Annotated in this window: 21 protein-coding genes; 17 read left to right on the plus strand and 4 right to left on the minus strand. The window is 50.7% G+C overall.

From position 1 onward, the window contains the following. Window positions 1-40: 40 nt before the first annotated feature. Complete coding sequence (locus XMD564_RS00360) at window positions 41-3,961, minus strand: NahK/ErcS family hybrid sensor histidine kinase/response regulator (protein ID WP_173507620.1); 3,921 nt, start codon at window positions 3,959-3,961, stop codon at window positions 41-43. 278 nt (window positions 3,962-4,239) lie between these two features. On the opposite strand from XMD564_RS00360, the gene XMD564_RS00365 reads away from it, so the two are divergent. The 17 genes from XMD564_RS00365 (at window position 4,240) to XMD564_RS00440 (ending at window position 20,260) form a co-directional block, all read left to right on the plus strand. Then, on the plus strand, window positions 4,240-4,494 hold the full coding sequence (locus XMD564_RS00365) for a DUF4212 domain-containing protein (RefSeq protein WP_173482871.1): 255 nt from the start codon (window positions 4,240-4,242) through the stop codon (window positions 4,492-4,494). 10 nt (window positions 4,495-4,504) lie between these two features. Continuing rightward, window positions 4,505-6,220 carry a sodium:solute symporter family protein gene (locus tag XMD564_RS00370; RefSeq protein WP_173482870.1) on the plus strand — a complete coding sequence of 572 codons (1,716 nt, stop codon included), beginning with the start codon at window positions 4,505-4,507 and terminating at the stop codon, window positions 6,218-6,220. 244 nt (window positions 6,221-6,464) lie between these two features. Continuing rightward, window positions 6,465-7,955, plus strand: a complete 1,491-nt coding sequence (locus XMD564_RS00375) for a DUF294 nucleotidyltransferase-like domain-containing protein (protein WP_254445553.1) — start codon at window positions 6,465-6,467, stop codon at window positions 7,953-7,955. Between the two features lie 9 nt (window positions 7,956-7,964). Then, window positions 7,965-8,291, plus strand: coding sequence for a putative nucleotidyltransferase substrate binding domain-containing protein (locus XMD564_RS11360; RefSeq protein ID WP_371740240.1), 327 nt, complete (start codon window positions 7,965-7,967; stop codon window positions 8,289-8,291). Window positions 8,292-8,331: 40 nt separating this feature from the next. Then, window positions 8,332-8,952 (plus strand): 3'-5' exonuclease, encoded by a 621-nt coding sequence (locus XMD564_RS00380; RefSeq protein ID WP_173480382.1) that lies wholly within the window; start codon window positions 8,332-8,334, stop codon window positions 8,950-8,952. Between the two features lie 79 nt (window positions 8,953-9,031). Next, window positions 9,032-9,682 (plus strand): cytochrome c biogenesis heme-transporting ATPase CcmA, encoded by a 651-nt coding sequence (ccmA, locus tag XMD564_RS00385; RefSeq protein ID WP_173482868.1) that lies wholly within the window; start codon window positions 9,032-9,034, stop codon window positions 9,680-9,682. Then, a complete protein-coding gene (gene ccmB / locus XMD564_RS00390) occupies window positions 9,682-10,362 on the plus strand; it encodes a heme exporter protein CcmB (RefSeq protein ID WP_173480384.1) in 681 nt (226 codons plus the stop codon). Before ccmA ends, ccmB begins: the two co-directional genes overlap by 1 nt. A gap of 5 nt (window positions 10,363-10,367) precedes the next feature. After that, window positions 10,368-11,117, plus strand: a complete 750-nt coding sequence (ccmC, locus tag XMD564_RS00395; RefSeq protein ID WP_173480385.1) for a heme ABC transporter permease CcmC — start codon at window positions 10,368-10,370, stop codon at window positions 11,115-11,117. A 55-nt stretch (window positions 11,118-11,172) separates the two neighbouring features. After that, window positions 11,173-11,352 (plus strand): heme exporter protein CcmD, encoded by a 180-nt coding sequence (gene ccmD / locus XMD564_RS00400; protein ID WP_173480386.1) that lies wholly within the window; start codon window positions 11,173-11,175, stop codon window positions 11,350-11,352. Further along, window positions 11,349-11,810 carry a cytochrome c maturation protein CcmE gene (gene ccmE, locus XMD564_RS00405; protein WP_173480387.1) on the plus strand — a complete coding sequence of 154 codons (462 nt, stop codon included), beginning with the start codon at window positions 11,349-11,351 and terminating at the stop codon, window positions 11,808-11,810. The genes ccmD and ccmE overlap by 4 nt, the downstream gene beginning before the upstream one ends. Then, window positions 11,807-13,768 (plus strand): heme lyase CcmF/NrfE family subunit, encoded by a 1,962-nt coding sequence (locus tag XMD564_RS00410; protein WP_173507621.1) that lies wholly within the window; start codon window positions 11,807-11,809, stop codon window positions 13,766-13,768. Before ccmE ends, XMD564_RS00410 begins: the two co-directional genes overlap by 4 nt. A 9-nt stretch (window positions 13,769-13,777) precedes the next feature. Continuing rightward, window positions 13,778-14,311 carry a DsbE family thiol:disulfide interchange protein gene (locus XMD564_RS00415; protein ID WP_173480389.1) on the plus strand — a complete coding sequence of 178 codons (534 nt, stop codon included), beginning with the start codon at window positions 13,778-13,780 and terminating at the stop codon, window positions 14,309-14,311. Then, window positions 14,308-14,769: a cytochrome c-type biogenesis protein gene (locus tag XMD564_RS00420; protein ID WP_173507622.1), complete on the plus strand. Its 462-nt coding sequence runs from the start codon at window positions 14,308-14,310 to the stop codon at window positions 14,767-14,769. Before XMD564_RS00415 ends, XMD564_RS00420 begins: the two co-directional genes overlap by 4 nt. Further along, a complete protein-coding gene (gene ccmI / locus XMD564_RS00425) occupies window positions 14,769-16,016 on the plus strand; it encodes a c-type cytochrome biogenesis protein CcmI (protein WP_173507623.1) in 1,248 nt (415 codons plus the stop codon). Before XMD564_RS00420 ends, ccmI begins: the two co-directional genes overlap by 1 nt. A gap of 46 nt (window positions 16,017-16,062) precedes the next feature. Further along, on the plus strand, window positions 16,063-17,670 hold the full coding sequence (gene zipA, locus XMD564_RS00430) for a cell division protein ZipA (RefSeq protein ID WP_173505727.1): 1,608 nt from the start codon (window positions 16,063-16,065) through the stop codon (window positions 17,668-17,670). Window positions 17,671-17,681: 11 nt separating this feature from the next. Next, window positions 17,682-20,009 carry an NAD-dependent DNA ligase LigA gene (gene ligA, locus XMD564_RS00435; protein ID WP_173507624.1) on the plus strand — a complete coding sequence of 776 codons (2,328 nt, stop codon included), beginning with the start codon at window positions 17,682-17,684 and terminating at the stop codon, window positions 20,007-20,009. Next, window positions 20,009-20,260 carry a YheU family protein gene (locus tag XMD564_RS00440; RefSeq protein ID WP_371731417.1) on the plus strand — a complete coding sequence of 84 codons (252 nt, stop codon included), beginning with the start codon at window positions 20,009-20,011 and terminating at the stop codon, window positions 20,258-20,260. Before ligA ends, XMD564_RS00440 begins: the two co-directional genes overlap by 1 nt. A gap of 45 nt (window positions 20,261-20,305) precedes the next feature. Here XMD564_RS00440 and mnmC read toward each other — a convergent pair whose 3' ends face one another. The 3 genes from mnmC to pgi are packed head-to-tail and all read right to left on the minus strand — an operon-like array spanning window position 20,306 to window position 25,170. Continuing rightward, entirely contained in the window at window positions 20,306-22,273 is a 1,968-nt protein-coding gene (gene mnmC / locus XMD564_RS00445; protein WP_173507625.1) for a bifunctional tRNA (5-methylaminomethyl-2-thiouridine)(34)-methyltransferase MnmD/FAD-dependent 5-carboxymethylaminomethyl-2-thiouridine(34) oxidoreductase MnmC, read from the minus strand. Between the two features lie 15 nt (window positions 22,274-22,288). Further along, a complete protein-coding gene (locus XMD564_RS00450) occupies window positions 22,289-23,554 on the minus strand; it encodes a UDP-glucose/GDP-mannose dehydrogenase family protein (protein ID WP_173480395.1) in 1,266 nt (421 codons plus the stop codon). Further along, complete coding sequence (pgi, locus tag XMD564_RS00455) at window positions 23,551-25,170, minus strand: glucose-6-phosphate isomerase (RefSeq protein ID WP_173507626.1); 1,620 nt, start codon at window positions 25,168-25,170, stop codon at window positions 23,551-23,553. Before pgi ends, XMD564_RS00450 begins: the two co-directional genes overlap by 4 nt. Between the last annotated feature and the right edge of the window lie 5 nt (window positions 25,171-25,175).

Here is a 25,175-nt window from a genome sequence, read left to right on the forward strand (position 1 = left end):
TAAGACCGCTCCAACAACAAGTTTAAGACCGCTCCAACAGCTACTTCGCGACGTTCTTACTGATCAGCTGGCGAAGGGCGGCGGGTTTGACAGGTTTGTTCAGCAGTATTGCGCCATGCTCGGTTATTTCAGCTTTAACCTCGTCGGTTCGGTCGGCGGTGATGATGATGGCCGGCACGTCGCCGAGTCCCAGTTCAGCTAGCTCTTTCAATGCCATGATGCCGGTATCGGTCTCGCCAAGGTGGTAATCGACCAGCATGATGTCCGGTCTGAATGAACCATCGCTACAGGTTTCAACAGCCGCTTGAATGGAGAGGGCGGTTCGTACTTCACAGCTCCATCCTGTAAGTAGCGCGGTCATCCCCTCTAGGATCTTCGGTTCGTTATCGATCACCAATATGTTGACGCCGTTTAGGCCTTTCGAGCGGATCCAGCCACGCTGTTGTGGTTTCTGCTTCACAGCAAGTGCAGGGTCGCCCAGCGGAACATCAACACTGAAGACCGTGCCTTTGGTCGGCCAGGATCGAACATTCAGCTTATGCTTCAGCATCTTGGCGATACGTTCTGTAATCGCCAAGCCTAATCCGAGACCCTGTACCTCTGAGTGGCGTGGGTTGTCGATGCGACGAAACTCTTCAAAGACTTCAGAGATCTTATCCTCTGCAATGCCGACACCGGTATCCCATACTTCAATGCGGATAAACTTGCTGTGGTGGCGAACACCCAGCAGTACTCGGCCCGAGTTGGTGTAGCGGATCGCATTTGAGATGAAGTTCTGCAGAATACGACGCAGTAGTGTTTGATCTGAATGCACCACCGCTTTGCAGTCGATACTCTTGAATTTCAGCCCTTTCTTCTCCGCCATCGCGGTGAATTCAGTATCCAGGTTCGAGAAGACGTTTTGGACAGAGAAGTGAGTCATGTTGGGCTCTAGCGCACCGGCATCCAGCTTGGAGATGTCCAGTATGGCAGTAATGAGCTCTTCCGCTGATCGCAGAGCACCATCCAAGTTATCAACCAACTGTGCGGTCTCGTTCTGGTGACTCTGTTGAGCCAGCGCCGATGTGAAGAGACGAGCCGCATTCAGTGGTTGCAGCAGGTCGTGGCTGGCCGCAGCCAAGAATCGTGTTTTACCTAAGTTGGCCGCTTCAGCATCCGATTTGGCCTGGCGTAGTTCATCTTCCATTAGCGCACGGACGGTGTTCTCTTTGCGCAGCTCTTTGTTAATTAGGGATACCGCTTGGGTGCGCTCTTCAACACGTTTCTCAAGGTTTTCATTAGTCTCTTGCAGAGCGATCTCGGCATTACGGCGCTCTGTGATATCTTGGTAAAGTGTGAAGTAACCCAAGATGTCCCCGTACTCGCCAATGTGCGGAATCATCGTTAACTCAGCAAAGCGCAGTGAATCGTCTTGGGTCGGTAAGCGAGCTTCAAATTTGACACGTTCACCCTGCAATACACGTCTCACGAACGGCTGGCGCAACTCATACTGATCTTTAGGCATGATGGTATGACTAGGTGTGCCGGCAATGGTATGTCGGTTAATGCCAACGCCATCAGCAAACGCTTTGTTGACGAATAGGTAGTTCTGCTCCGGATCGAGATAGCTGATCATGACCGGCACGTTGTCGGTATAGACGCGGATGTTCTGCTCACTCTCACGCAGTGCGTCTTCGACACGCTTGTGCTCGGTAATATCCATGTAGGTGTTGACGTAACCGCCATCGGGCATCGGGTTACCGCGTACCTCTAACACTTGGCCGTTCGGGCGATAACGTTCAAACCCGTGCGGTTTGCCAGAACGCAGCAGCTGCATGCGCTGTTCAACCTGTTCATCGATGGAGTTTCCAGAGAATCCATACTCACCATGAACCGCGTTGAAACGGATAATCTCCTCGATGGGGCGGCCGACGCTAATTAGCTCTTCTGGGTAGTCGAACATGTCGATGAACTTTTGGTTCCATGCAACCAGACGATACTTCTGATCGACTACGCTGATGCCCAGAGAGACGTTCTCAATGGTCGACTGTAGCAGCGATTTGTTGAAACGCAGTGCCTGTGATGCCTCATCAACAATCGCAACGACATCGCCAATCTGCATATCTTTACCGCGCAGTGTCGAGTCCATGACGATTCGAGCTGAAGACACACCGATCACACCGGCCAGTAAGCGTTCGATGTATTGAATCAGTTCGTTATCCGCTTTGACACCCGCTGGCAATGGCTCTTCATCGCGACTGCTCCAATACTCGTTCATCGCCTCTTGTGTGCGGCGAATGCCCAAGAAACGCTCGGCAAGCATCTGCAGGTCGCTGATGGTGACGGGTGTCGTCTGACGGCCTGGCTCTGTTGTTTCATCGCGTCGGCTATCGACATATGCACTGGCCTGAATACGATCCACCAAGCGGGCGCGCGTTAGGTTGGATACTAGGTAGTAGGCCAGAATGTTAATGCCCAGAGACCAGATGACACCATGAGTCAGTGGGTTAATTCCTTGAATTCCAAATAGGGAGGTTGGTTGTAACCAAGTTGGAATGACACCGTCACGTATCAGTGTATCAGGAACTAAATTGGCGACTTCGAATACAGGGTAGACTAGCGTATAGCACCAGAGTGCAAAGCCGCTTACTAAGCCAGCAATGGCACCGCTTCGGTTGCCCTCTTTCCAGTACAACGCACCGATGATACTGGGTAAGAATTGAATCGCTGCGACAAAGGCGAGTAGACCAAAGGAGGCGAGGGAACCCTGGTCCCCCAAAATTCGGTAGTAGAAGTAGCCCATCAACAGAAGCATGAAGATGGTGATACGGCGCACACTTAACAGTAGTCGGCCAAGATCTTTGCTCTCTGCAATGCGAAGACTCGGAATGCGCAGCAGAATAGGAATGACTATGTCGTTACAGACCATGGTAGCCAGAGTAATAGAGGCCACGATAACCATACTGGTCGCCGCTGATAGGCCACCGATAAAGGCAAAGGTTGCCAGTCCAGGATAGCCCTGGCTTAACGGTAAGGTCAGTACCCAAGAGTCCGGGTTAAGCGCGAAGGTTGGCAGTGAGATAGCACCGGCCGACGCGATGGGCAGAACAAATAGCGCTAGCAGGAATAGGTAAGTGGGGAAGAGCCAGCGGGCGATTCTAAGGTTGTTGTGTTTGATGTTCTCGACAATGGTCACGTGGAACTGGCGTGGTAGACAGATGATCGCCCCACAGGCCAACAGAATTTCAGTTAAGAAACTCCCCGCAAACAGTGAACCTGAAAAGTTTATCGAGTGCAGTTGCGATTGAACGCTGGCAACGGTCTGCTCTACACCACCATAGAATTCAAAGGTGACAAAGAAACCGACCGCAAGGAAGGCGGTCAATTTGATGACCGACTCAAACGCAACGGCTAATACCAAACCCTGATGGTGCTCAGTGGCATCGATATGGCGAGTACCAAACAGAATCGCGAATAGGGCCATTGTTAGTGCTACTACAAGGGCGGTATCACTACCTTTGCTCAGTGCCTCGGTCGCAGCAGGCGCAATCGCGTTGTAACTCACTGCAACCGCTTTTAGCTGAAGTGCGATGTAGGGAATGGTTCCCAACACCGCTATGACTGTAACCAGAACGGCGATGGTTTGACTTTTTCCGTAACGTGACGAGATAAAGTCGGAGATAGTAGTAATGTTCTGCTGTTTACTGACACGACTGATCTTTTCGATGACCTGCCAGCCCAAAATGAAGACAATGACCGGCCCTATATAGGTCGCCAAAAACTCCCAACCAGTGGTATGAGCTCGTCCGACGGCACCATAGAAGGTCCAAGATGAACAGTAAACCGCTAAGGAGAGAGAATAGATGATCGGGTTGCCCGCCCAGCTCTTCCCGGCACGACTTCGATCGCCCAAGTAAGCGATCGCAAAGAGTAGGCCAAGGTAGCCTAAAGCGATGAGGGTGACGGATAGACCTGATAGCATGGTGTGATTCCTAACAACAGTTGCCTGCATTCTAACGATTTGTGCCGTTTCGACCAAAAGTTTCAGTTTAATGCTTAAAAACAGTGTTTTTGATGTAATTTTGGTTATAAAGGTATATCTAAAAGTTTGAAAAATCATTAAAATCAGCCACTTACTTAAGTCTGTGCGACTAAAGTTGCTCTCCTTTTAGGGAGATGGCTTAGGTATGATGTCTACAACTGTGGTAATCACAGCCTTTTTGTTTATAACAACAACTTGTAAAGGGATAGGTTATGTCAATGACCAAAGAAAATGCGCAGGCATACTGGGGTGAGAACCTTCGCATTATTATCACCTACATGGCGATCTGGTTCGTCGTATCGTTTGGATGCGGTGTGCTATTCGTCGACGCTCTTGATCAAATCCAATTCTTCGGCTTCCCGCTAGGATTCTGGTTTGCTCAACAGGGTTCAATCTTTGTATTCGTCGCGTTGATCTGGGCTTACGTGTCTAGCATGAACAAACTTGACGAAAAATACGACGTTCACGAGTAAGGAGTAAATCATGAGTCTTGACGCGTTAACGTTTCTATTTGTAGGTGGCTCTTTCGCCCTTTACATTGGTATTGCGATCTGGGCACGTGCCGGATCAACTAAAGAGTTCTACGTTGCAGGCGGTGGTGTACCACCAGTTGCAAACGGTATGGCAACTGCTGCGGACTGGATGTCAGCTGCATCGTTCATCTCACTAGCGGGTATCGTATCGTTCATCGGTCGTGATGCTTCTGCCTACCTAATGGGTTGGACAGGTGGTTACGTACTACTAGCGATGCTACTTGCACCTTACCTACGTAAGTTTGGTAAGTTCACAGTGCCTGACTTCATCGGTGATCGTTACTACAGCAACACTGCTCGTACGATTGCGGTTATCTGTACCATCATCATCTCGTTCACATACGTAGCTGGCCAGATGCGCGGCGTTGGTATCGTATTCTCACGTTACCTACACGTAGACATCAATACTGGTGTAATCATCGGTATGGCGATCGTATTCTTCTACGCTGTACTAGGCGGTATGAAGGGTATTACTTACACTCAGGTTGCTCAGTACTGTGTATTGATTCTTGCATTCATGGTTCCTGCGATCTTCCTATCAGTTCAGGTAACTGGTCACTTCCTTCCACAGACTGCACTAGGTGCAACTCTGGAGAGCGGTCAGTCAGTACTTGCGACTCTGGATGCATTGTCTGTTGAGCTAGGTTTTGCTCAGTACACTGCAGGTTCTAAAACTACGGTTGACCTATTCTTCATGACGGCTGCACTAATGTGTGGTACTGCAGGTCTTCCTCACGTAATCGTTCGCTTCTTCACTGTACCTCGCGTAAAAGATGCGCGTATCTCAGCGGGTTGGGCGCTTATCTTCATCGCTATCCTTTACACATCTGTACCAGGTGTTGCGGGCTTCGGTCGCGTAAACCTAATCCAGACTGTAAACGGTACTGCTGAAACTGCGGCTTCTGGCGTTGCTAACACGGGTGTTAAATACGAAGACATCCCTGAGTGGTTCGCTCGTTGGGAAAACACTGGTCTTATCAAGTGGGAAGACAAAAACAACGATGGCGTTGTTTTCTACAGCAAAACAGATGCAAACGAGCTAACAGTTAACCGTGACATCATGGTACTTGCTAACCCAGAGATCGCTCAGCTTCCAGCTTGGGTAATCGCTCTAGTGGCAGCAGGTGCGGTGGCAGCGGCACTATCAACAGCAGCGGGTCTACTGTTGGTAATCTCGACATCGATCTCGCACGACTTGATGAAGAAAACCATCAATCCGAACATCACCGACAAGCAGGAGCTTCTATACGCACGTGGTGCGGCAGTCGTTGCGATTCTTGTAGCCGGTTACTTCGGTGTTAACCCTCCAGGCTTCGTAGCACAGGTAGTTGCATTGGCATTCGGTCTAGCAGCATGTTCTGTATTCCCTGCGATCCTAATGGGTATCTTCAGCAAGCGCATGAACACTCAAGGTGCAGTCGCTGGTATGGTCGTTGGTATCGTATCGACTATGGCTTACATCGTGTACTTCAAGTTCATGGGCGGCACTAAAGACGAAATGTGGTTCGGTATCTCTCCAGAGGGCTTCGGTACTGTGGGTATGATCCTGAACTTCGTTGTGGCTAAAGTTGTCTCTTCTATGACAGCTGAGCCACCTGCTGAAATCCAGCAGATCGTTGAAGACATCCGTATCCCACGTGGTGCGGGCGCAGCTCAGTCTCACTAAGAGCTAGCTGACAATGAGAAAGGCGTCCTTCGGGGCGCCTTTTTTAATTGCCGATGGTGGCTTTGTTTAGATGTCGGGGTTTGTCGCAGCGCTCCAATTCACTCCTACAACGTAACTTTGTAGGAACGAATTTAGTGAAACTGAAACCGTGATGCTTTTCAGAAAAAGTTGATTTGAGTTCCTGCAATTTTTTCTAAAACGCGCAATACTCAATTGATTATTCGACGACCGAAGTGAGGGTCCAATGCCTGATTCTTTTAAGATGGGGAATCTCCCTTTTAGCCTGCTGACTGAGTCCGAACAGGAGTTCTTGCGCTCCAATCTTGATATCGGCTACTACCAGTCTGGTGAAGTGATCATCAAAGCGGGTGAACAGTCAGAAGGTGTCTATGTGGTCTTTCGTGGACGCGTTGCAGAGAGTGAGCCTCAGGATGAAGATGATGAGATGCTGCACGTCTTTATGCACTATGAGAATGAGGACTACTTTGGTGGTTGGTCAGCGATGCATGGTTCTGCCATTCATAACTTCACAGCCGAAGAGGAGACAATCTGTCATATATTCTCGACCGATATTCTGCTTGAGCTGATCGACTCGAATCCCGGTTTTGCCGACTACTTCCAACAAAATCTAGCCGCGAAATCAGAGATCGTCGCGCAGCAGGGCGAAGGCCAAGATATGGCTGAGTTTATGCTGGCGACGATAGAAGAGGCGGTGGTTCGTGACCCTCTGATCGTTAATGAAGGGACTAGCATTAAAGAGTCGACTCAGTTGATGCGCGAGACTAAGTCTGATTCAGTCTTAGTTCGTCGTGGTAGTCGAATTGGTATGGTGACTGGTACCGATATCCTAAATGCCATCGTACTGAATGATGGGTCGGTTGATGAAGATGTTGCGACCATCGCGACCTATCGATTGATCACTTGTAAGCCGGATGACTTCCTTTTTAACGCTTTGGTCATTATGACGCAGCAACAGATCGAGCGTGTGGTTGTCATGGAGGGCGATACCCTGGTTGGCGTGGTGCAACTGACAGATGTGCTCTCCTACTTCTCTAGTCACTCGCATGTGATTGGTCTGCGTCTTGAACGCGCCAGTACGATAGAGGATCTCAGAGAGGCAGCAACAGGGTTGAACAACCTCATCAAAGCGCTGATCTCTACCGGTGTTCGTATTCGTTTTACTATGGATCTTCTTGCGGCGATGAATAAACGGATCATCGCTAAGCTGTTTGATCTGGTGGTGCCGGCCGATATGCAGCCTCACGTCTGCTTGATTGTCATGGGGTCTGAAGGTCGCGGTGAGCAGATCATGAAGACGGATCAAGACAACGCGTTGATCTTTCGTAATGGCCTTAACTGGGCTGAAAAGCGACAGACCATGCAGCGCTTTAGTGAGACGTTAATTTCGTTTGGCTTCCCGCCTTGTCCCGGCAATATCATGGTCTCTAACCCTGAGTGGATCAATTCAGTCGATGACTGGACCCAGAAACTGCAGGACTGGTCGATGAGCAGCGATCCCGAGGACCAGATGCGACTGGCGATAGCGGTGGATGCCAAGCCGGTCGCGGGTAACGTAGCACTGTTTAAAGTGGCTCGAAACTGGTTCCTGCGTACTATGCGTAACAATGATCTGTTCTTCTCGCATTTTGCTAAAGCGGCGGTTGAGTTTGATACACCGTTAACCTTCTTTGGCAATTTAAAAGAGCGTGGAGAGTTGGATATCAAGAAGGGCTGAATTTTTCCTATTGTTCATGGCGTAAGAACCTTCGCGCTTGAGCAGAGAATCCTTGCTACCAATACCTTTGAGCGTTTAGAGGCCCTGGTCGATGCAGGGGTAATGCAAGAGAGTGTCTCTAAAGATATCTCAGAAGCACTAGGTCTGTTTGTGAACATTCGTCTGCGTCAGCAGATCCGTCGTGCAGAGCAGGCAGAGGATGGTATTGACCCAACGCCTAATATCATTGAGTTGCAACAATTGAATAAAATGGATAGAGAGTTGTTAAGGGATGCTCTGTTAGTCGTGAAAAGCTTTAAGAAATCACTAACGTCCCGATTCCATCTGTCGAGCTAAGCTGAATAGTGCTTCTGAACCAAAAGGATATTGGTTAAACATGATATTGCCTCGTGCTATACGCAAATTTAAAGACAAACGTGCGGTTAAAGATCCGCGTTGGGTCTCTCTTTTTGATCAGTATGAGGGTGATGAGGTTGTCTCGTTAGATTGTGAGACAACCAGTCTTGATGTCAGCGAGGCATCAATACTGTCGATTGGCGCCGTCAAAATCAAAGGTAAGCGCGTAAAGACCAGTGATCGTCTTGATATTAAATTGAAACCACCGGCTGATTTGACGGCTGAATCGATCAAAATCCATAAAATCCGCGCAGCCGATCTGGCCGACGGTGTCTCCATTGAGGAGGCGCTGGAGCAGGTGTTGGAGTTTGTCGGTAATCGCCCCATCCTCGGCTACTACGTCAACTACGATATTCGCATGCTCGATAAGTTCTTGCGTCCTGCGTTTGGCTTTGGTCTTCCTAATAAGGCGATCGAGCTGTCGCACGTCTATCACGACATCATTAAGTGGCGTCACGTTGGGGGTGATGTCGACCTGCGGTTCGACACTATTGCTGACAAACTGAATATGCCTATGATTCAACGTCATACGGCGTTAGGTGACGCAATCTCCGTAGCGTTGATGTATGTCCGTCTCAAGCACGGCGATACTCCGCTTTAACTGCTATCTCTACCTGACTACAGATGGTAGTAAGGTTATAATTTCGCGAATTGTAATTTGCTAACCTTTTGGAGTCTTTGTGGCGCAGGCGCTTTTAACAGCCCAATCCCTATTTTGTGAGCGTGATGATCGTATTCTGTTCGATCATCTACAGCTGACTGTCTCCGAAGGTGAAATCTGGCAGGTTGAAGGACGCAATGGCTCCGGTAAAACGACGCTGCTGAGTATTTTGTGTGGTCTCAGCTCCCATTATGAAGGTGAGCTCTATTGGCGCGGTGAGCCAATGGATGAGGTGCGTGAACAATTCCTATCAGAACTACTATACATAGGTCACCAAGCCGGTGTCAGTGCCATGTTGACGGCAGAGGAGAATCTGCATTGGCAGTGTGCATTACACCCCTCTTTGGACGCTAGTCGAGCGCAACAAGCACTAGAGAGTGTGGGTTTGAAAGGGTTTGAAGATGTTCCTGCGCATCAGCTTTCCGCCGGTCAGAAGCGTCGTATCGCACTGGCAAAACTCTATATGAGCAGAGCGAAACTCTGGATACTCGATGAGCCGTTTACAGCAATCGATAAAATTGGTGTGGCAGCGAAAGAGGCGTTAATGGTTGAGCACATTCAAGCGGGTGGCAGTGTCATTATGACTACGCACCAGGATCTTAGTGCAGAGATTCCTCTGCATACCATCAATGTTGAACACTTCGCCTCGTCTCAACGGGAGTGGTCATAATGAGTTCCACTCTACAGCTGTTTAAGCAGACTTTTAAGCGTGATCTTACGCTCGCGTTTCGTCGCAAAAGCGAACTGGTGAATCCGCTGATCTTCTTTTTAATTGTCGCGTCACTCTTTCCCATCGGAGTTAGCCCTGAGCCGAATTTCCTCTCTCAGCTAGCCCCCGGTCTGGTCTGGGTGGCGGCTCTGTTGGCTACACTGTTGTCGATGGAGACCCTGTTTAAATCGGATTACGAAGATGGCTCGTTAGAGCAGTTACTGCTATCACCCCAGCCAGTCTTTTTAGTGGTGCTATCCAAAGTGTTGGCTCACTGGTTGCTATCAGGTTTGGCGCTAACCCTAGTGGCACCTTTGTTGGGTGTGATGTTGTTCTTGCCTTCGGAGGGGATGCCCGGTTTGATGCTCAGTCTGTTGTTGGGCACTCCAACGCTGTCACTGATTGGTGCGATCGGTGCGGCACTGACGGTGGGTCTGCGTCGTGGTGGCGTGTTGATCTCTCTGTTGGTTTTGCCCTTGTATATTCCGGTGCTCATTTTTGGCTCTAGCGCCGTACAAGCAGCAGTAACAGGTTTGCCCCTAGATGGTTATTTGGCGCTGTTGGGGGCTATGTTGGCATTGGCATTAGCATTGGCGCCTATTGCAGCCGGTGCGGCATTACGAATTTCAGTGAGTGGATAAAAGTTATGGCTAGTAGTTGGTTACCTCGTTGGTTCTATCAGTTGGCATCACCTCGTTGGTGTTACTCGATCACCGGTAAATTGATTCCATGGTTTGCGGCCATTGGTGGTCTTTTGTTTGTTATTGGTCTGGTGTGGGGGCTAGCGTTTGCGCCATCGGATTATCAGCAGGGCAATAGCTTCCGCATCATCTATCTGCATGTACCGACGGCGATTCTGGCGCAGAGCTTCTATATGTTGATGGCGATTGCCGGTGCAATTGGCCTGATCTGGAAGATGAAAGTGGCCGATATGGTGGCCAAATCTGTGGCGCCACTGGGAGCTGCGCTCGCTGTGTTAGCTCTGGCAACCGGTGCTATTTGGGGTAAGCCTACCTGGGGCTCTTGGTGGGTTTGGGATGCGCGTTTAACCTCAATGTTAGTGCTTCTATTCCTCTACTTGGGGGTGATGGCGCTCAACTCGGCTATTGAGAGTGAAACCACAGCCGCTAAGTCGACGGCGGTATTGGCGTTAGTGGGTCTGGTTAACATTCCGATCATTAAATACTCGGTGGAGTGGTGGAACACACTGCATCAGCCAGCCACTTTTAAAATCACAGAGAAACCGGCCATGCCCGCTGAGATGTGGATGCCACTTCTGGTGATGGTGATCGCTCTCTACTTAGTGTTTGGGCTAGCGATGATGTTGCGTCTTCGTAATGAGATTTTAACTCGCGAACGCCGTGCAGGCTGGGTAAAAGAGCTTCTTGGTAGTTAAGGTTTGCGTCAGAAAATGACACTACCTTACAGCCAACTCAAATTTTAGGTGAACTATGGCGTTTGAAACCTTTGCAGATTTTTTAAATATGGGCGGTCATGGCCTGTATGTCTGGTTAAGTTATGGGCTGGGTCTGCTGACCATCGCACTCTGCCTTTATCTGCCCATTATTCAAGGCCGCGAGACTCGTCGTTCGCTTCGCCGCCGCATTCAACGTGAAAGTGTTAAGTCATGAATCCAAAACGTAAAAAGCGATTAATCATTGTTCTTATGATTGTATTTGGCGCCAGTGCCGCGATCGGTCTGACGATGTATGCACTGAGTCAAAACATTAACCTATTCTACTCTCCGACTCAGATTGCCAAGGGTGAAGCCCCTGCAGACACCCGTATTCGTGCCGGCGGCATGGTCGTTGAAGGCAGTGTGAAACGCGATCCAAACTCGTTGCGTGTTACCTTTGAGGTGACCGACTACGAGAACAAGGTTGCCATTGAGTACAGCGGTATTCTTCCTGATCTGTTCCGTGAAGGGCAGGGCATTGTTGCGCAGGGTAAACTTGACGCCTCTGGCACACTGCAAGCCGTTGAAGTTCTTGCGAAGCATGACGAAAACTACATGCCGCCTGAAGTGGCAGAAGCGTTAGAGAAGAGCGGTAAGATGCCGATGCCTTCAAAAGAGGAGTTCAACAAGTGATTGCCGAACTGGGAACCTACTCTCTAATCTTAGCTATGTTTTTAAGCATTCTGCTGTCGGTTGTTCCGATGGTAGGTGCTCAGCGTTCGAGCCTGTTGTTAGTCAGCTACGCTCGCCCGCTGACGATCGGTGTAACTTTTTTTGTTGGTCTGGCCTTTGCTTTTCTGGTCTACGCCTTCTTAACCAACGACTTCAGTGTTGAGTACGTTGCCAATAACTCTAATACGGCCCTACCTTGGTACTACCGTGTCAGTGCTGTCTGGGGTGGTCATGAGGGGTCTCTTCTACTTTGGGTGCTCACCCTTGCTGGCTGGACTTTGGCTGTTGCTCTGAAGAGTAAAGCCTTGCCCTTGGACATCATAGGTCGAGTTTTGGGTGTGTTAGGCATCATCACGACCGGATTCCTGTCTTTTGTCATCTTTACTTCAAGCCCGTTCGAGCGTCTTTTACCTCGTTCTCCGGCACAGGGTGCTGACCTTAACCCACTGCTGCAAGATTTTGGTTTGATTGTTCACCCTCCAATGCTCTACATGGGCTATGTTGGCTTCTCGGTTGCGTTTGCCTTTGCTGTTGCAGCCCTGTTGAGCGGACGTATGGATGCCGCTTGGGCTCGCTGGTCACGTCCATGGACTAACGTCGCTTGGGCGTTCCTGACGCTGGGAATTGCACTGGGCAGTTGGTGGGCCTACTACGAACTTGGCTGGGGCGGCTGGTGGTTTTGGGATCCGGTCGAAAATGCGTCGTTAATGCCTTGGCTGGTTGGCACCGCACTGATTCACAGTCTGGCAGTCACTGAAAAACGTGGTGTCTTCAAAAGCTGGACGCTACTGCTTGCGATCTTTGCCTTCTCGCTCAGCCTGTTAGGAACCTTCTTAGTTCGTTCCGGCGTTCTGACCTCGGTGCATGCCTTTGCATCGGATCCAGCACGAGGTTTCTACATTCTGGTCATGCTTGCAGTGGCCATTGGGGGCTCCCTTCTGCTCTACGGCATTCGTGCCGCTCAGGTGAAGAGTGACTCTAGCTTTACCTTGGTCTCGCGTGAAACTCTGCTGTTGGTCAACAACGTTCTACTGACAGTCATCGCATTCACTGTGCTACTAGGCACCCTCTATCCTCTGCTAATTGATGCTCTGGGCATGGGTAAAATGTCGGTTGGACCTCCCTACTTCAATGCTTTGACGGTGCCTCTAGGCGCTCTGCTGATGGTGGCTCTGGGTGTCGGCGCGCTGGTGCGCTGGCGTCAAACTGATGCATCTCAACTGCTCAAACGTCTGATCGGTCCTTTAGTGCTTGCCGTCGTCTTTGGCGTCGCAACCATGATGATTCGTGGTGGCGAGGGTTGGGATCACTGGACTTATGTGGGCATTATCTTGGCCTACTGGATCGTCTTCTGTGCACTGGTCGATCTATACGATCGTGCCGGTAAGCGTTCAGGTTCAATCTTTGCCTCACTGAAAAAACTGCCTCGTGCATACTGGGGTATGCATTTGGCACATTTGGGAATGGCTGTTCTTGCGGTGGGTATCGCGATGGTCTCTGCGTTTACTGAACATCGTGATCTGCGTATGGCGCCCGGTGATCGCCAAGAGGTTGGGCAGTATGTGTTTGAATTTAAAGGTATCGAGCACGTTGAAGGACCTAACTACACCTCTGACAAGGGTGTCATCAACGTCTACCAGGATGGTCAGCTCTACGAAGTCATGACACCCGAGAAGCGTCTCTACACCGCCCGTGGCAACGTGATGACCGAAGCGTCGATTGATGCGGGTCTATTTAGAGATCTCTATGTGGCACTGGGTGAGCCTCTAGAGGGCGGGGCTTGGGCGATTCGTCTCCAGTTTAAACCCTATGTTCGCTGGCTCTGGTTGGGCGGTCTGTTGATGACCTTTGGTGGTTTCCTCGCGGCGATGGATAAGCGTTACCGTAAGATGTCGCAGCGCGATGCGAAATTGGCTTAAGGAGTCGTCATGAAGAAACTGTTTCTATTTGCTCCGCTGGCGCTCTTTATCGGTTTAGGCTTCTTTCTTTGGAAGGGCCTATATCTAGATCCTCGCGAACTGCCCTCAGCACTGTTGAACAAGCCGATGCCTGAGTTTGAATTGACCTCTGTTACTGATCCAAGCCGCAAGCTGACGGTGGATGATTTTAAAGGCGACATCGCACTGGTCAATGTCTGGGCTACTTGGTGTCCCACCTGTAAAGAGGAGCACGCCTTCCTTAATCAGTTGGCCAGCCAGGGTGTCACCATTTATGGCATCAACTATAAAGACGATTTAACCAAAGCGAATGATTGGTTACGTCGCTATCTAGACCCTTACAAAGAGGTTGTTTTTGACCCCCAAGGTCGTCTCGGATTGGATCTAGGGGTCTACGGTGCTCCAGAGACCTACGTGATCGATCAGCAGGGTGTTATTCGTTACCGTCATGTTGGTGCGGTGGATGCAACAGTTTGGCAGGATCTCTCGTCCGTCATCGAGACGATCAAGGGTGAAGCCTCATGATTCGCGCACTGTTTCTGTTGGTTCTGCTCTCGACCTCTAGCTTCGCAGCCATTGATACCCACAACTTCAAATCAGTGGAAGATGAGAAGCGTTTTCATGCTTTAGCGGCTGAACTGCGTTGCCCTAAGTGTCAAAACCAGAATATTGCCGATTCGGACTCCCCCATCGCAAAAGACCTACGCACCGAGGTGTTTCGCATGATCGATGAGGGGGCTGAAGATGAGTCGATTATCGATTTTATGGTGACTCGCTACGGGGAATTTGTTCTCTACCGCCCCAAAATGAACAGTCAGACTTGGTTGCTATGGAATGGGCCGTTTTTAGTATTGGGCTTTGGTGTGTTAGTGATTTTAGCGGTTGTATGGCAGCGCCGTTCGCGTCGAAAAGTGAGCGAGGCAGCGCTAAGCTCTGATGATCAGGCACGTCTCGATGCGCTTTTAAAACAGGATAAAGAGTAATGTTGTATTTGTGGTTGGGTATTGCGCTGTTATCGGTCGTAGCAATTCTGTTTGTTATCTACCCGGTTTGGAAACAGTTCAAAGATAAAGTCGATACGGTCGTTACCTCTGACCCGCAACGCGATAACGTCGAAGTCTTTAAAGATCGTCTTCAGGAGTTGGAGCAAGAGGTCGCATCGGGATCATTGTCACAAGAGGACTTTGCCGTTCTTAAAACAGAGCTTGAAAAGAACTTGCTGATTGATGCCAACACGGAGAGTCGTTCGCTCAGTTCCGAATCGATCTCAACTAAACAGTTTATGGCTGCCTCTTTTATCGCGTTAGTGGTGGTGGTTGCTTCATTAGGGCTTTACGCCAAAGTCGGTAGTGCACCAGCGCTAGAAGTGGCACTGAACATGTCTGAAGATCCATTTGATGGTCGTCAGCCCACGCTGCAAGAAGCGATTGATCAGCTGCGTAAAGAGCTGGAGCTACAACCCGCAAACCCAGAAGGTTGGTATCTGTTAGCCAGCACGCTGATGGGCCAACAAGATTATCAGGGTGCGTTAGAGGCTTATCAAAATACCTTAGCCTACCTCACGCCTCAGGATGTTCAGTACGCGACAGTGATGGGGCAGTTGGCTCAGTCTATGTTCTTCGTTGCCGGTGGCATGACGCCTGAAGTTCGTGACCAAGTTGATAAAACGCTAGCGGCGGAACCGTTCGAAATCACAGCACTAGGCATTTTGGGAATCGATGCCTTTGAGCGTAAGGCCTATCGCGATGCGATTGGCTTCTGGTCAACAGCGCTAATCAATGCCGATGGTGCTTCTGCTCAGTCGTTACAGAATGGCGTTGAGCGTGCTCGAAATGAGTTAATCGCCTTGGGTGAAGATGTCAGCGATATCGAAATGCCTGCGATGGCGGCTATACCCGTAAAAGTTTCAGTGGCTGCTGAACTGCTCGCTAATGTACCAGCAGAGACGCCAGTCTTCATTGTTGCGCGTCCTTTAGAGGGTGGTATGCCACTGGCAGGTGTGCGTTTAACGGCGGCCGATTTGCCGGTTGAGTTGGTGTTAAGTGATGCCAATGCGATGACACCTCAAGCCCGTCTATCGGGTTATGAGACCGTTTCAGTCAGCGCCCGAATCAGCCTCAGTGGTGATGTGACTCCACAGCCAGGCGATATGATTGCGGAAATCACTGATATACCTACAAAAGGTTTGTCTCAACCACTAGAAATAGTGGTCTCTGAAGTTGTAAAGTAGGGGTTTACAAAAAGCATAAATTTCAGTGGTTCAAGGATAGCGTTTAATGGAGTTAAGAGATTGGTTGATGGCGGCAGGTGCCGTGCTGATTCTGCTTATCCTTGTCGATGGATGGCGACGTATCAGCGGTGGCTCCAATCGAATCCGCATGAAGATCGATCCCTCCTCTGAATCGACTGACACTGATGAAATTGCCGATAAACATAATCCTGAACTGCCTAACGGGGGTGCTCGAGTAAAGCGCAAAGTTGAGCGCCCCGATATCGATGCCTTAATGGCAGCCGAAGCTCAGCAAGCCAGTCAAACTGAAGACCCACTTGATAGTCTAACGGCGCAGCCTGAACAATCCTCTGTTGAAGCTGAGCCAGTGATTGATGACCCTCTCGCTGATCTTCGAGTCGATGATCTTGAGCCCGATCCATTTGATAGCCTATCGGATGAAGGTATCGTATCGGCTCCTCGCAAAACCAATCTTAAGCCCAGTGAGCCGACGCTCTCTATTGACAGCCCTGAGTCTGAGAACAGCCCTGAGCTTGAGAGCAGTCCTGAGCCTGTAAGTAGCCTTGAGCTTGAGAACAGTCCTGAGCCTGAAGATAGCACTGAGCCTGAAGAAACGCTTGAGCAACCCATCGAAGAAGCCGTTCTAGAAGAGTCTGTCCAAGAAGAGGCAATCCAAGAGGAAGCCGTTCAGGAAGAGCCCGCAGCACCTGAAGTTGAAATTGCTGACGAGTCACCTGAAGAGGCGCTTGAACAAGAGATTACAGTCGAACAGACTGCAGAGCCAGAGCCAGAGCCAGAGCCAGAGCCAGAGCCAGAGCCAGAGCCAGAGCCAGAGCCTGAACCCGTTGCAGAACAACCTGTCGGTCACGTCGATGACCTATTTGGTCTAGATCTAGATCGCCCAATTCATGAGTTGGTCGATGCGGGCGCCAAAAAAGAGAAGCCAGTTCGTAAACGCAAATCACCTGTCAAAAAGCCCGAACCAGAGACCAGTGAGTTCGATCAGCTTCTTGAGCCTAATGTAGATGCCGTTGATGAACCGCTTGAGGATATTGAATCACTGGTGAGCTCGCTGCCAGAGATCGAAGAGCCTGAGCTGAACGACCAGAGTGATGCTATGCAGGACTCCGAGACTCAAGAGGCTGCAGTCGCCGCTGCATCTCCATCGACCGGACGACAGTTCCGTGAACTTGATCTCAGTGATCCAGAAACCCGCTTAGTTGTCTTTGTCGTTGCACCTAAGGGTGGCTCGCTATCGGGTGCTCATATTCAAACCGTGGTTGAGCGCTGTGGTATGGAGTTTGGTCAGATGGATCTTTTCCATCGTTACGAAGACAACAGTGATCACTCACCGATTCAATTTACCATGAGTGATGTGGGTGAACCTGGCTCATTCAACATAGAGACCTTGGCTGAACATGAGACGCCTGCGGTCACCTTCTTTATGTCGATGACCGAACCACGTGATCCTTCCTACGCGGTTGATTGCATGTTGGCCACGGCGGAGACGTTGGCTAAGGCACTGGGCGGTGAGATGCTCGACAGTGATCGTTCAGTGATGCGCCCACAAACTCAAGAGCACTATCGTGAGTTGGTGAAGGCCTACAAGCTTCGTTCACGCGCTAAGAGCCGTCGTACTCGCAAATCCAAATAAGTCCAAACCTTATGTCGATTGAACAACAGATTCTGGAGCTCAGAGAGCAGCTCCAACAGCACGCCTATCGCTATTATGTACTCGATGATCCCTCGGTCACGGATGCTGAGTATGACCATCTCTATCGCCAGCTTGAATCACTCGAAGCAGACCACCCTGAGTTAGTCACCGCGGATTCGCCAACACAACGTGTCGGCGCTAAACCCGAGGGTGGCTTCGCCGAGGTGGTGCACGAGATCCCTATGCTGAGTCTGAGCAACCAGTTCAATCGTGATGAGGTTCATGCATTCTACCGTCGTGCTCAAGAGGGGTTGGAGAGTGATGCCTCTCTGGCGATTACGCTTGAACCAAAACTGGATGGTCTGGCCGTCAGCGTCCTCTATGAGAACGGCATGTTGGTTCGAGCAGCGACCCGTGGAGATGGCTCTACCGGTGAGGATATCACCAGCAACGTACGCACCATTCAAAGTGTCCCTCTGAAATTGATGGGAGCGGGTTGGCCAGAGCGTATTGAAGTGCGTGGCGAGGTCTATATGCCGCGGGCTGGGTTTGAAGCGCTCAATCAACAGGCTCGTGAGACGGGTCAAAAGAGCTTTGTGAATCCACGTAATGCTGCAGCAGGCAGCCTGCGTCAGCTCGACCCATCGATTACCGCCAGTCGTCCTTTGACCTTCTGCTGTTATGGAACGGGCGTTGGTTCCGATGAGCTGCCTGATAGTTACTATGAGACCTTGCAGTTAATTAATAGCTGGGGCCTCAAGATCAGTGATCAAATCGCTCGTGTTGAGGGCGCGGATGCCTGTTTCGACTACATCGAGGCTCTGGGTGCTAAACGTGACGCTCTCCCTTATGACATAGATGGCGTGGTATTGAAGTGCGATTCGCGAGAGGTGCAAGAGACCCTAGGTTTCCGCTCACGTGATCCTCGCTGGGCTACGGCGTTTAAGTACCCTGCCCAAGAGGAGGTGACACAGCTTCTCGATGTTGATTTCCAAGTAGGCCGTACAGGTGCAGTGACCCCCGTTGCTCGTTTAGAACCCGTATTCGTCGGTGGAGTCACGGTCAGTAATGCCACCCTACACAACATGGATGAGATCGCGCGACTGGATGCGAAAGTAGGGGATTGGGTCGTTATTCGCCGTGCAGGTGATGTTATTCCTCAGATTGTCAAAGTAGCTACCGATCGTCGCACCGGAGATGAGAAGCCGATTGCTATCCCGTCCGCTTGCCCTGTGTGTGGCTCTGAGGTAGAGCGTGTGCAACTCGTTAAGCGCAGCAAAGGACAGGAGCAGAGAGTCGAAGGCTCGGTCTACCGTTGTGTTGGGCGCCTCAGTTGCAGTGCCCAGTTAAAGCAGGCGTTGATCCACTTCGTCTCTCGTAAAGCGCTCGATATTGATGGTCTGGGCGACAAGGCGATTGAACAACTGGTTGATCGTGAGCTGGTTAAATCACCTGCGGATCTGTTCAGACTGACCAAAGATCAGGTGTTAAGCCTCGAAGGCTATGCTGAGCTGTCAGCGCAAAACTTGATCGATGCGGTTGGTCAGTCTAAAACCATCTCTTTAGCTCGCTTTATCTATGCCCTCGGTATTCCTGAAGTAGGGGAAGAGACGGCTCGAACTTTAGCGCTAAGTCTGGGGACGCTTGAACGAATTCGTCAGGCGCAGTCGCGTACTTTGACGCTACTTCCGGATATTGGTCTGGAAGTAGCCCATGAGATTACTCACTTTATGGCGGAGGAGCATAACCAGAAGGTTCTGGATGATCTTCTGTCGTTAGGCATTCAACTGGAAGAGCAGGACCAGATTGCCGCCAAGCTGCAGGCCAGTGTCAGCTTTGCTGAGCTGATTGAGGGGTCTAAGATTAAAGGCGTGGCAGCGACCGGTGCTAAGGCGTTGGCAGCCCATTTTGAAACAGTCGAAGCGCTTTTAGCTGCAGATGAAGATGCGCTTAAAGCTGTGCCTAAATTGAGTAGTCGTGCGGCAGCTGGCGTCCTAGAAGCGATCCAAGATGAGACTTGGTGCCAACAGCTGCAGCGTTTTGAAACGCAGCTGATTGAGTTCGGTATGCATTGGCACTCTGAGAGAAGGGTCAGCGACGCCAGTGCGCCATTAGAAGGGCAGACTTGGGTACTTACTGGTACGCTTGAAACTATGGGACGCAGTGAAGCGAAAGCGCTTCTTCAAGAGATGGGTGCGAAGGTCTCTGGCAGTGTATCGTCCAAAACGGATGCGGTGGTCGCAGGACCCGGTTCAGGGTCCAAGTTGGCCAAAGCAGAGCAGTTGGGCATCCGCGTGCTAGATGAAAATGAATTTAACCAGTTGTTAGGAAGAGTGTAGTGATTGTTCCAGCGAATATGCTTTCGGATGATGCCCTACGCGGCATGATTGAGGAGTTTGTTACCCGTGATGGGACAGACTATGGTGAACAGGAAGTGAGTCTTGAAGAGCGTGTCGAAGAGGTGAGAGAGCAGATCCTTACCGGTAAAGCGCTGATCATGTTCGACAGTAAAACCGAGACCACAACCATTATCCCTGCTGAAGATCTTGCCAAGATTCAGCAGCAGAACGCAGAGCAAGCCTCAGAATAAGCGATTAGCTGATTAAACCTGGCTCAAGCTTGCTAGCGGTTCGCATTAGCCTTTTGAATGAGCCGCTCTAATCAGATCGCGGATCGCAAATCGCTGTGGCGATAAGATATCCACCAACTCCTGCTCTAAGGGGTAGGGCTGGTGGGTGATTTGCGCGGCAATGATCTCCGCTGCGATAGGGCAGGTGATCAACCCTTTAGAACCATGTCCTACACTGACATAGAGACCCTCAAGCCAAGGCGCTGTGTCATTGAACTCGGTACTGGCATCGACACTTAAGCGCTGGTACTGCTCAACCAATTTCTCTGTATCACACAAAGCCCCGACCATCGGCAGGTAGTCGCGAGTCCCTGCTCGCTGCGAAGCTCGTCCAGAGAGTTCTCTGTTTTGCACCGATTCAGACAGCTCAGGCAGCGCCCGTTGGAGAAGATCTAAGTTGTGTTGGTGCTCTGCCTGTTTAAGATCCTGAGAGGTGTCATTCACCTTAAATGAGGCGCCAAAACAGTACTGTCCATTCAACGCCGGTGAAATATACCCCTCACCGCACACCACGGTTTTTAAGTTCGGTGTCTCTTCGGATGAGCACCAGCTGGTCTGGCCACGAATAGGCTTCAGATCAAGCTTCGCTAACCCTGTTAGTAGCTCTGTCTCATACGCACTGCAGATAACCACCTGTGAATAGGCTTCACCGTTGATTAGCCATTGGCTGCCGTCACGCTCAAGGGTTTCAATGGGGCAGTTAAAGTGGCTGCGAATATTGTCATGTTTGAGTAGATAGTCGATCAGTTTAGGAGGCGATGCCCAACCCGCGTCTGGAAAATAGAGTGCCGAATGTTTTGTTGTGGTACCTGCCAGTTCAGACGCCTCTTCTGCAGATACCCGTTTAACCAGCGATTCAGGGTAGTTGTTCGCTTCGATCAACTTCTGCTGCAGTTTTTGATCTTTTTCACTGACAGCGAGCTGTAACACCCCACACAGATCGGCGTGCTGTTGGTCATCAAGGTTTAATGCCTTGAGTTGATTGACGGTGAACTGCAGGCCGTTGGCGTGGACACGAGATGCCGCAGTTGGTTCTGCAGGTAACTTGGCATAGAGTGCCCCTTGTGGGTTACCGGAGCCGCCCGTTGCGGGTTTCGGTGCTCGCTCATAGAGATCAACCTCTATGCCCCGCTCAGCTAATGCGTGAGCAACGCTAGCACCGGCAAGCCCAGCCCCGATGACAGCGCAGTTTTTGCCTCTCTCTTGAGCAGTCGGGCGAGCTAACCATGGCTTAGTCTGCGACTGTGAATCTCTGGCCTGAATAAATTGGCCGTGAATCATCTCTCGCTTTCGGCCGAATCCAGGAATCTTTTTGATCTCAAAACCCACCGATTGCAGGCCTCGTTTAACGATGCCGGCAGAAGTAAAAGTCGCAAAACTGGTGTTCTCACTGCTCAATCTGGCCAGCTGTTTAAACAGACCTTCGTGCCACATCTCAGGGTTTTTTGACGGAGCGAACCCATCTAAGAACCATGCATCCACTCTGGCGTCGATCTGCGACAGTTGTTGGGCTGCATCGCCGAATAGGAGCCATAACTGAATTCTCCCGTTGTCGAAGCTTAATTGGTGAAACCCAGGTAGAGCAGCAGGCCATAGCCTCACCAGTTGATCAACGCCCTCTGCGAACGGCTCTTTTGCACCAATGGGTGTCAATGCGCGCTTAAGATCAGCGAGGCGCATTGGGTACTTTTCACAACTGATGAAGTGCAGTGTTTGCTGCGGTTTAGCCGTCGTTAAAAAATGGTGACGAGCTACTAGGAAATTAAGTCCGGTACCAAATCCGGTTTCACCAATGCTGAACATTGGCTTGTCGAGTGATGCTAGTCTCTCTGGAAGCTGATTGGATTGAATGAACACATGCTCAGTCTCGGCGATACCATCTTCAACACTGAAGTAGATATCACCAAACTGAGTCGACTCGGGTTGTTCGTCACGCCAGTTCAGCTGGGCGTGTTCAATCTTTTTATCGGTCACAGCAACCTTTTGAAATTAGGCGTTGGTTAAACAGCTGCGTCCCATACAGTAGTAGGTTATGCCTGCTGATTGGACGCGGTTTGGATCATACAGATTGCGCCCATCAATGATAAGAGGATTCTCCAACTGGGAGGCGATGCGATTGAAGTCGGGTGATGCGTACTCTGGCCAGGCCGTCAGTACCAACAGCGCATCGGCGCCCTCACAGGCGTCGTAGTTATGCGTCATCAGTTGTATCTGCTGGTTGCCTGGATAGCGCGCGGCTAGTGTCTGTAGCGCTTCAGGATCATGGATCTGTAGTTTAGCCCCCTGCGCCAACAGTGCATCGATGACGCGCAGTGCTGGTGAGGTCTCAACGTCGGCCACACCTGGCTTGAATGCAACTCCCCAGATAGCAAAGGTCTTGTTACTTAGGTCACACTGATAGTGTTGCCACAGGGTTCTAAATGGCCACTCTTTATTGACCTCATTCTGCTGCAGTAGGGTGTCGACAAAGACAGAGCCCTTCTGTTCACTGAGCAGTGTTGATAGTCCTTCTAGATATTGGGTGAACTGCTGACCACCAAATCCAGAGCCTGGTTGCAGGTAGTGGCTACCGATACGCACATCGGTCGTCATGCCACGGCGAATCGCATCAATATCGATACCCAGTTGATCGCACAGTCCCGCCATCTCGTTGATGTAGCCTAGACGGAGCGCCAAGATACCGGTGATCGCATACTTAACGAACTCGGCCTCACGGCGTGTCATGCGTTGAATGGCTCTCTGCCCTAGGTGGAAGGGGCGTAACAGGCTTAGCAGTAGATCTGTTGCTACCTCGTGCTCACTGCCGATCAGTAGAGCCTGAGGGTTGGCAAACTGCTGCATCGCTTGGCCTGCTTGCAATACATCGGGGAAGTAGACGACGTACTGCCCTTTGCTCTCATCCAGCATCGACTGCAGCTCATCGCTGGCGCCAACCCCAAAGTTACTCTGGTTAATCAGAAGCAGAGGTTTGTCAGATTCGGCTAAACGCTCGACCAGCGTTTTCGCTTCATCGAAAGCGCTCGACTCCATGGCTATCCAGTGAACATCGGACTCTAGGGCTTTATGAGGGTCGATAATCAGACGCTGATTAAACTCGGCTGCTTGGATGCTGGTAAGAAGTCCTGGCTCAGATCGCAGGTGGCTCTCAATGGGTTCGTTATCGGCGACCGCGTGGTAGATGTCATTACCATAGGCAGCCAATTGCGCACGGGCAATCCATGCGCTGAGTTCGTGTCCCCAAACGCTGATCTTCATTGTCCGTTACCTCGCAAATTTTGAATCTCATTCAGAAGTCCCTCGGTAGCAGGGTCGTACTGATGGTCGGCACTTTGGTTGAGTGCAGTAATTAGATCGTTCGCCACTTTTTTACCCAGCTCAACACCCCACTGGTCAAATGGGTTGATGCCCCAGATTACCGCTTGGACGTAGACCTTGTGTTCATAGAGGGCAATCAAGCTCCCTAAATTGTAGGGGGTCAGCTCATCCAGCATCAGAACTGTGCTAGGCTGGTTACCGAAGTAGCGCTGCCAGGTAGGGCGTTCAATACCATCGGTCAGCGCAGCATCGCCAAGCGCAAGTACGCGTGCTTGAGCTAAACAGTTGGCCAGAGCCAGTTGATGCTGCTCTTGCAGTGAACTCTCACGATCGACATAGCGGCGTGCAGGGACAATAAAGTCACACATCACACGCTCTGTACCCTGGTGAAGCAACTGGTAAAACGCATGCTGTGCGTTCGGGCCAATCTCGCCCCAAAGAATCGGGCAGGTACGCTGTGAAATCGAGCTTCCATCAATGCCAACACTCTTGCCGTTACTCTCCATCTCCAACTGCTCTAGATAGGCGGGTAGGTGGGCTAATCGACCGTCATACGGCAAGATCGCATGGGCATGAATGTCCTGGAAATTGATGTTCCAGATACCGATCAGAGCCAGAAGAACTGGAAGGTTATTGGCAAACTCAGCCTCTTCGAAATGTTTGTCCATGCTATGTGCGCCGGCCAGCAGATCACGGAAGCCCTGCATCCCTATGCTGATAGCAATTGGAAGACCGATCGCGGACCAGAGCGAGTAGCGTCCACCGGTCCACTCCCAAAACTCCAGCAGTGTCTCTTCAGAAAGGCCCCAAGCGACCGCTTTTTCAGGAGCGGCTGTGACGCCAATAAAGTGCTGCTTGATCAGAAGCTCACGATTTAAACCGCTACGCTCTTGAAGCCAGTCCACTGCTGTTGCCGCGTTAGCCAGCGTATCAATGGTGCCAAAGGATTTAGACGACAGAACGAACAGGGTGGTCTCTGAGTCTAGCTCAAGCAGGAGATTAGAAAGCTGACTACCATCCATAGAGGAGACAAAGTGCAAACCAATGTTCAATGATGCTTCTGGTCGGAACTGGTGGGTCGCTTCACACACCATCAGCGGGCCAAGATCAGATCCCCCGACACCAATATTGACCACGTCGGTGATCGGTTTCCCAGAGTAACCTCGCCACTGTCCCTGATGAATCTGGTTAACAAACTGCTCCATGCGATCCAAGGTTTTGTGAACGTCACTGACAACATCTTGGTCATCGACTCGGAGCTGTGCACTTTTAGGAAGACGAAGGGCAGAGTGAAGCGCCGCTCTGTCTTCTGTGTTGTTGACGTGTTCACCTTGTAACAGCGCTTTGATGGCTGACGGAAGCTGCTTCTCGTCGGCCAGTGCCAATAGCTCATTCATCACCTGAGCATCGATGCGCTGGCGGCTGAGGTCCATCAACATCCCTTCATGTCGGAACGACAGTGATTCAAAGCGTTGATCAGTATCGATCAATTCACGAAGATGTTGAACGCTTAAACGCGCCGCTGATTGTTCCAGTTTCGACCAAGCTTGAGTCATATCGA

Source organism: Marinobacterium sp. xm-d-564 (assembly GCF_013283345.1).
Lineage (GTDB): Bacteria > Pseudomonadota > Gammaproteobacteria > Pseudomonadales > Balneatricaceae > Marinobacterium_E.

Coding starts and splice junctions, on each gene's coding strand:
- XMD564_RS00450 (WP_173480395.1), bottom strand. CDS start 23,554: ATGAAGATCAGCGTTTGGGGACACGAACTCAGCGCATGGATTGCCCGT.
- XMD564_RS00380 (WP_173480382.1), top strand. CDS start 8,332: ATGATATTGCCTCGTGCTATACGCAAATTTAAAGACAAACGTGCGGTT.
- zipA (WP_173505727.1), top strand. CDS start 16,063: ATGGAGTTAAGAGATTGGTTGATGGCGGCAGGTGCCGTGCTGATTCTG.
- XMD564_RS00415 (WP_173480389.1), top strand. CDS start 13,778: ATGAAGAAACTGTTTCTATTTGCTCCGCTGGCGCTCTTTATCGGTTTA.
- ligA (WP_173507624.1), top strand. CDS start 17,682: ATGTCGATTGAACAACAGATTCTGGAGCTCAGAGAGCAGCTCCAACAG.
- XMD564_RS00360 (WP_173507620.1), bottom strand. CDS start 3,961: ATGCTATCAGGTCTATCCGTCACCCTCATCGCTTTAGGCTACCTTGGC.
- ccmD (WP_173480386.1), top strand. CDS start 11,173: ATGGCGTTTGAAACCTTTGCAGATTTTTTAAATATGGGCGGTCATGGC.
- pgi (WP_173507626.1), bottom strand. CDS start 25,170: ATGACTCAAGCTTGGTCGAAACTGGAACAATCAGCGGCGCGTTTAAGC.
- ccmB (WP_173480384.1), top strand. CDS start 9,682: ATGAGTTCCACTCTACAGCTGTTTAAGCAGACTTTTAAGCGTGATCTT.
- ccmE (WP_173480387.1), top strand. CDS start 11,349: ATGAATCCAAAACGTAAAAAGCGATTAATCATTGTTCTTATGATTGTA.
- XMD564_RS00370 (WP_173482870.1), top strand. CDS start 4,505: ATGAGTCTTGACGCGTTAACGTTTCTATTTGTAGGTGGCTCTTTCGCC.
- XMD564_RS00420 (WP_173507622.1), top strand. CDS start 14,308: ATGATTCGCGCACTGTTTCTGTTGGTTCTGCTCTCGACCTCTAGCTTC.
- XMD564_RS00375 (WP_254445553.1), top strand. CDS start 6,465: ATGCCTGATTCTTTTAAGATGGGGAATCTCCCTTTTAGCCTGCTGACT.
- XMD564_RS00365 (WP_173482871.1), top strand. CDS start 4,240: ATGACCAAAGAAAATGCGCAGGCATACTGGGGTGAGAACCTTCGCATT.
- ccmC (WP_173480385.1), top strand. CDS start 10,368: ATGGCTAGTAGTTGGTTACCTCGTTGGTTCTATCAGTTGGCATCACCT.
- ccmI (WP_173507623.1), top strand. CDS start 14,769: ATGTTGTATTTGTGGTTGGGTATTGCGCTGTTATCGGTCGTAGCAATT.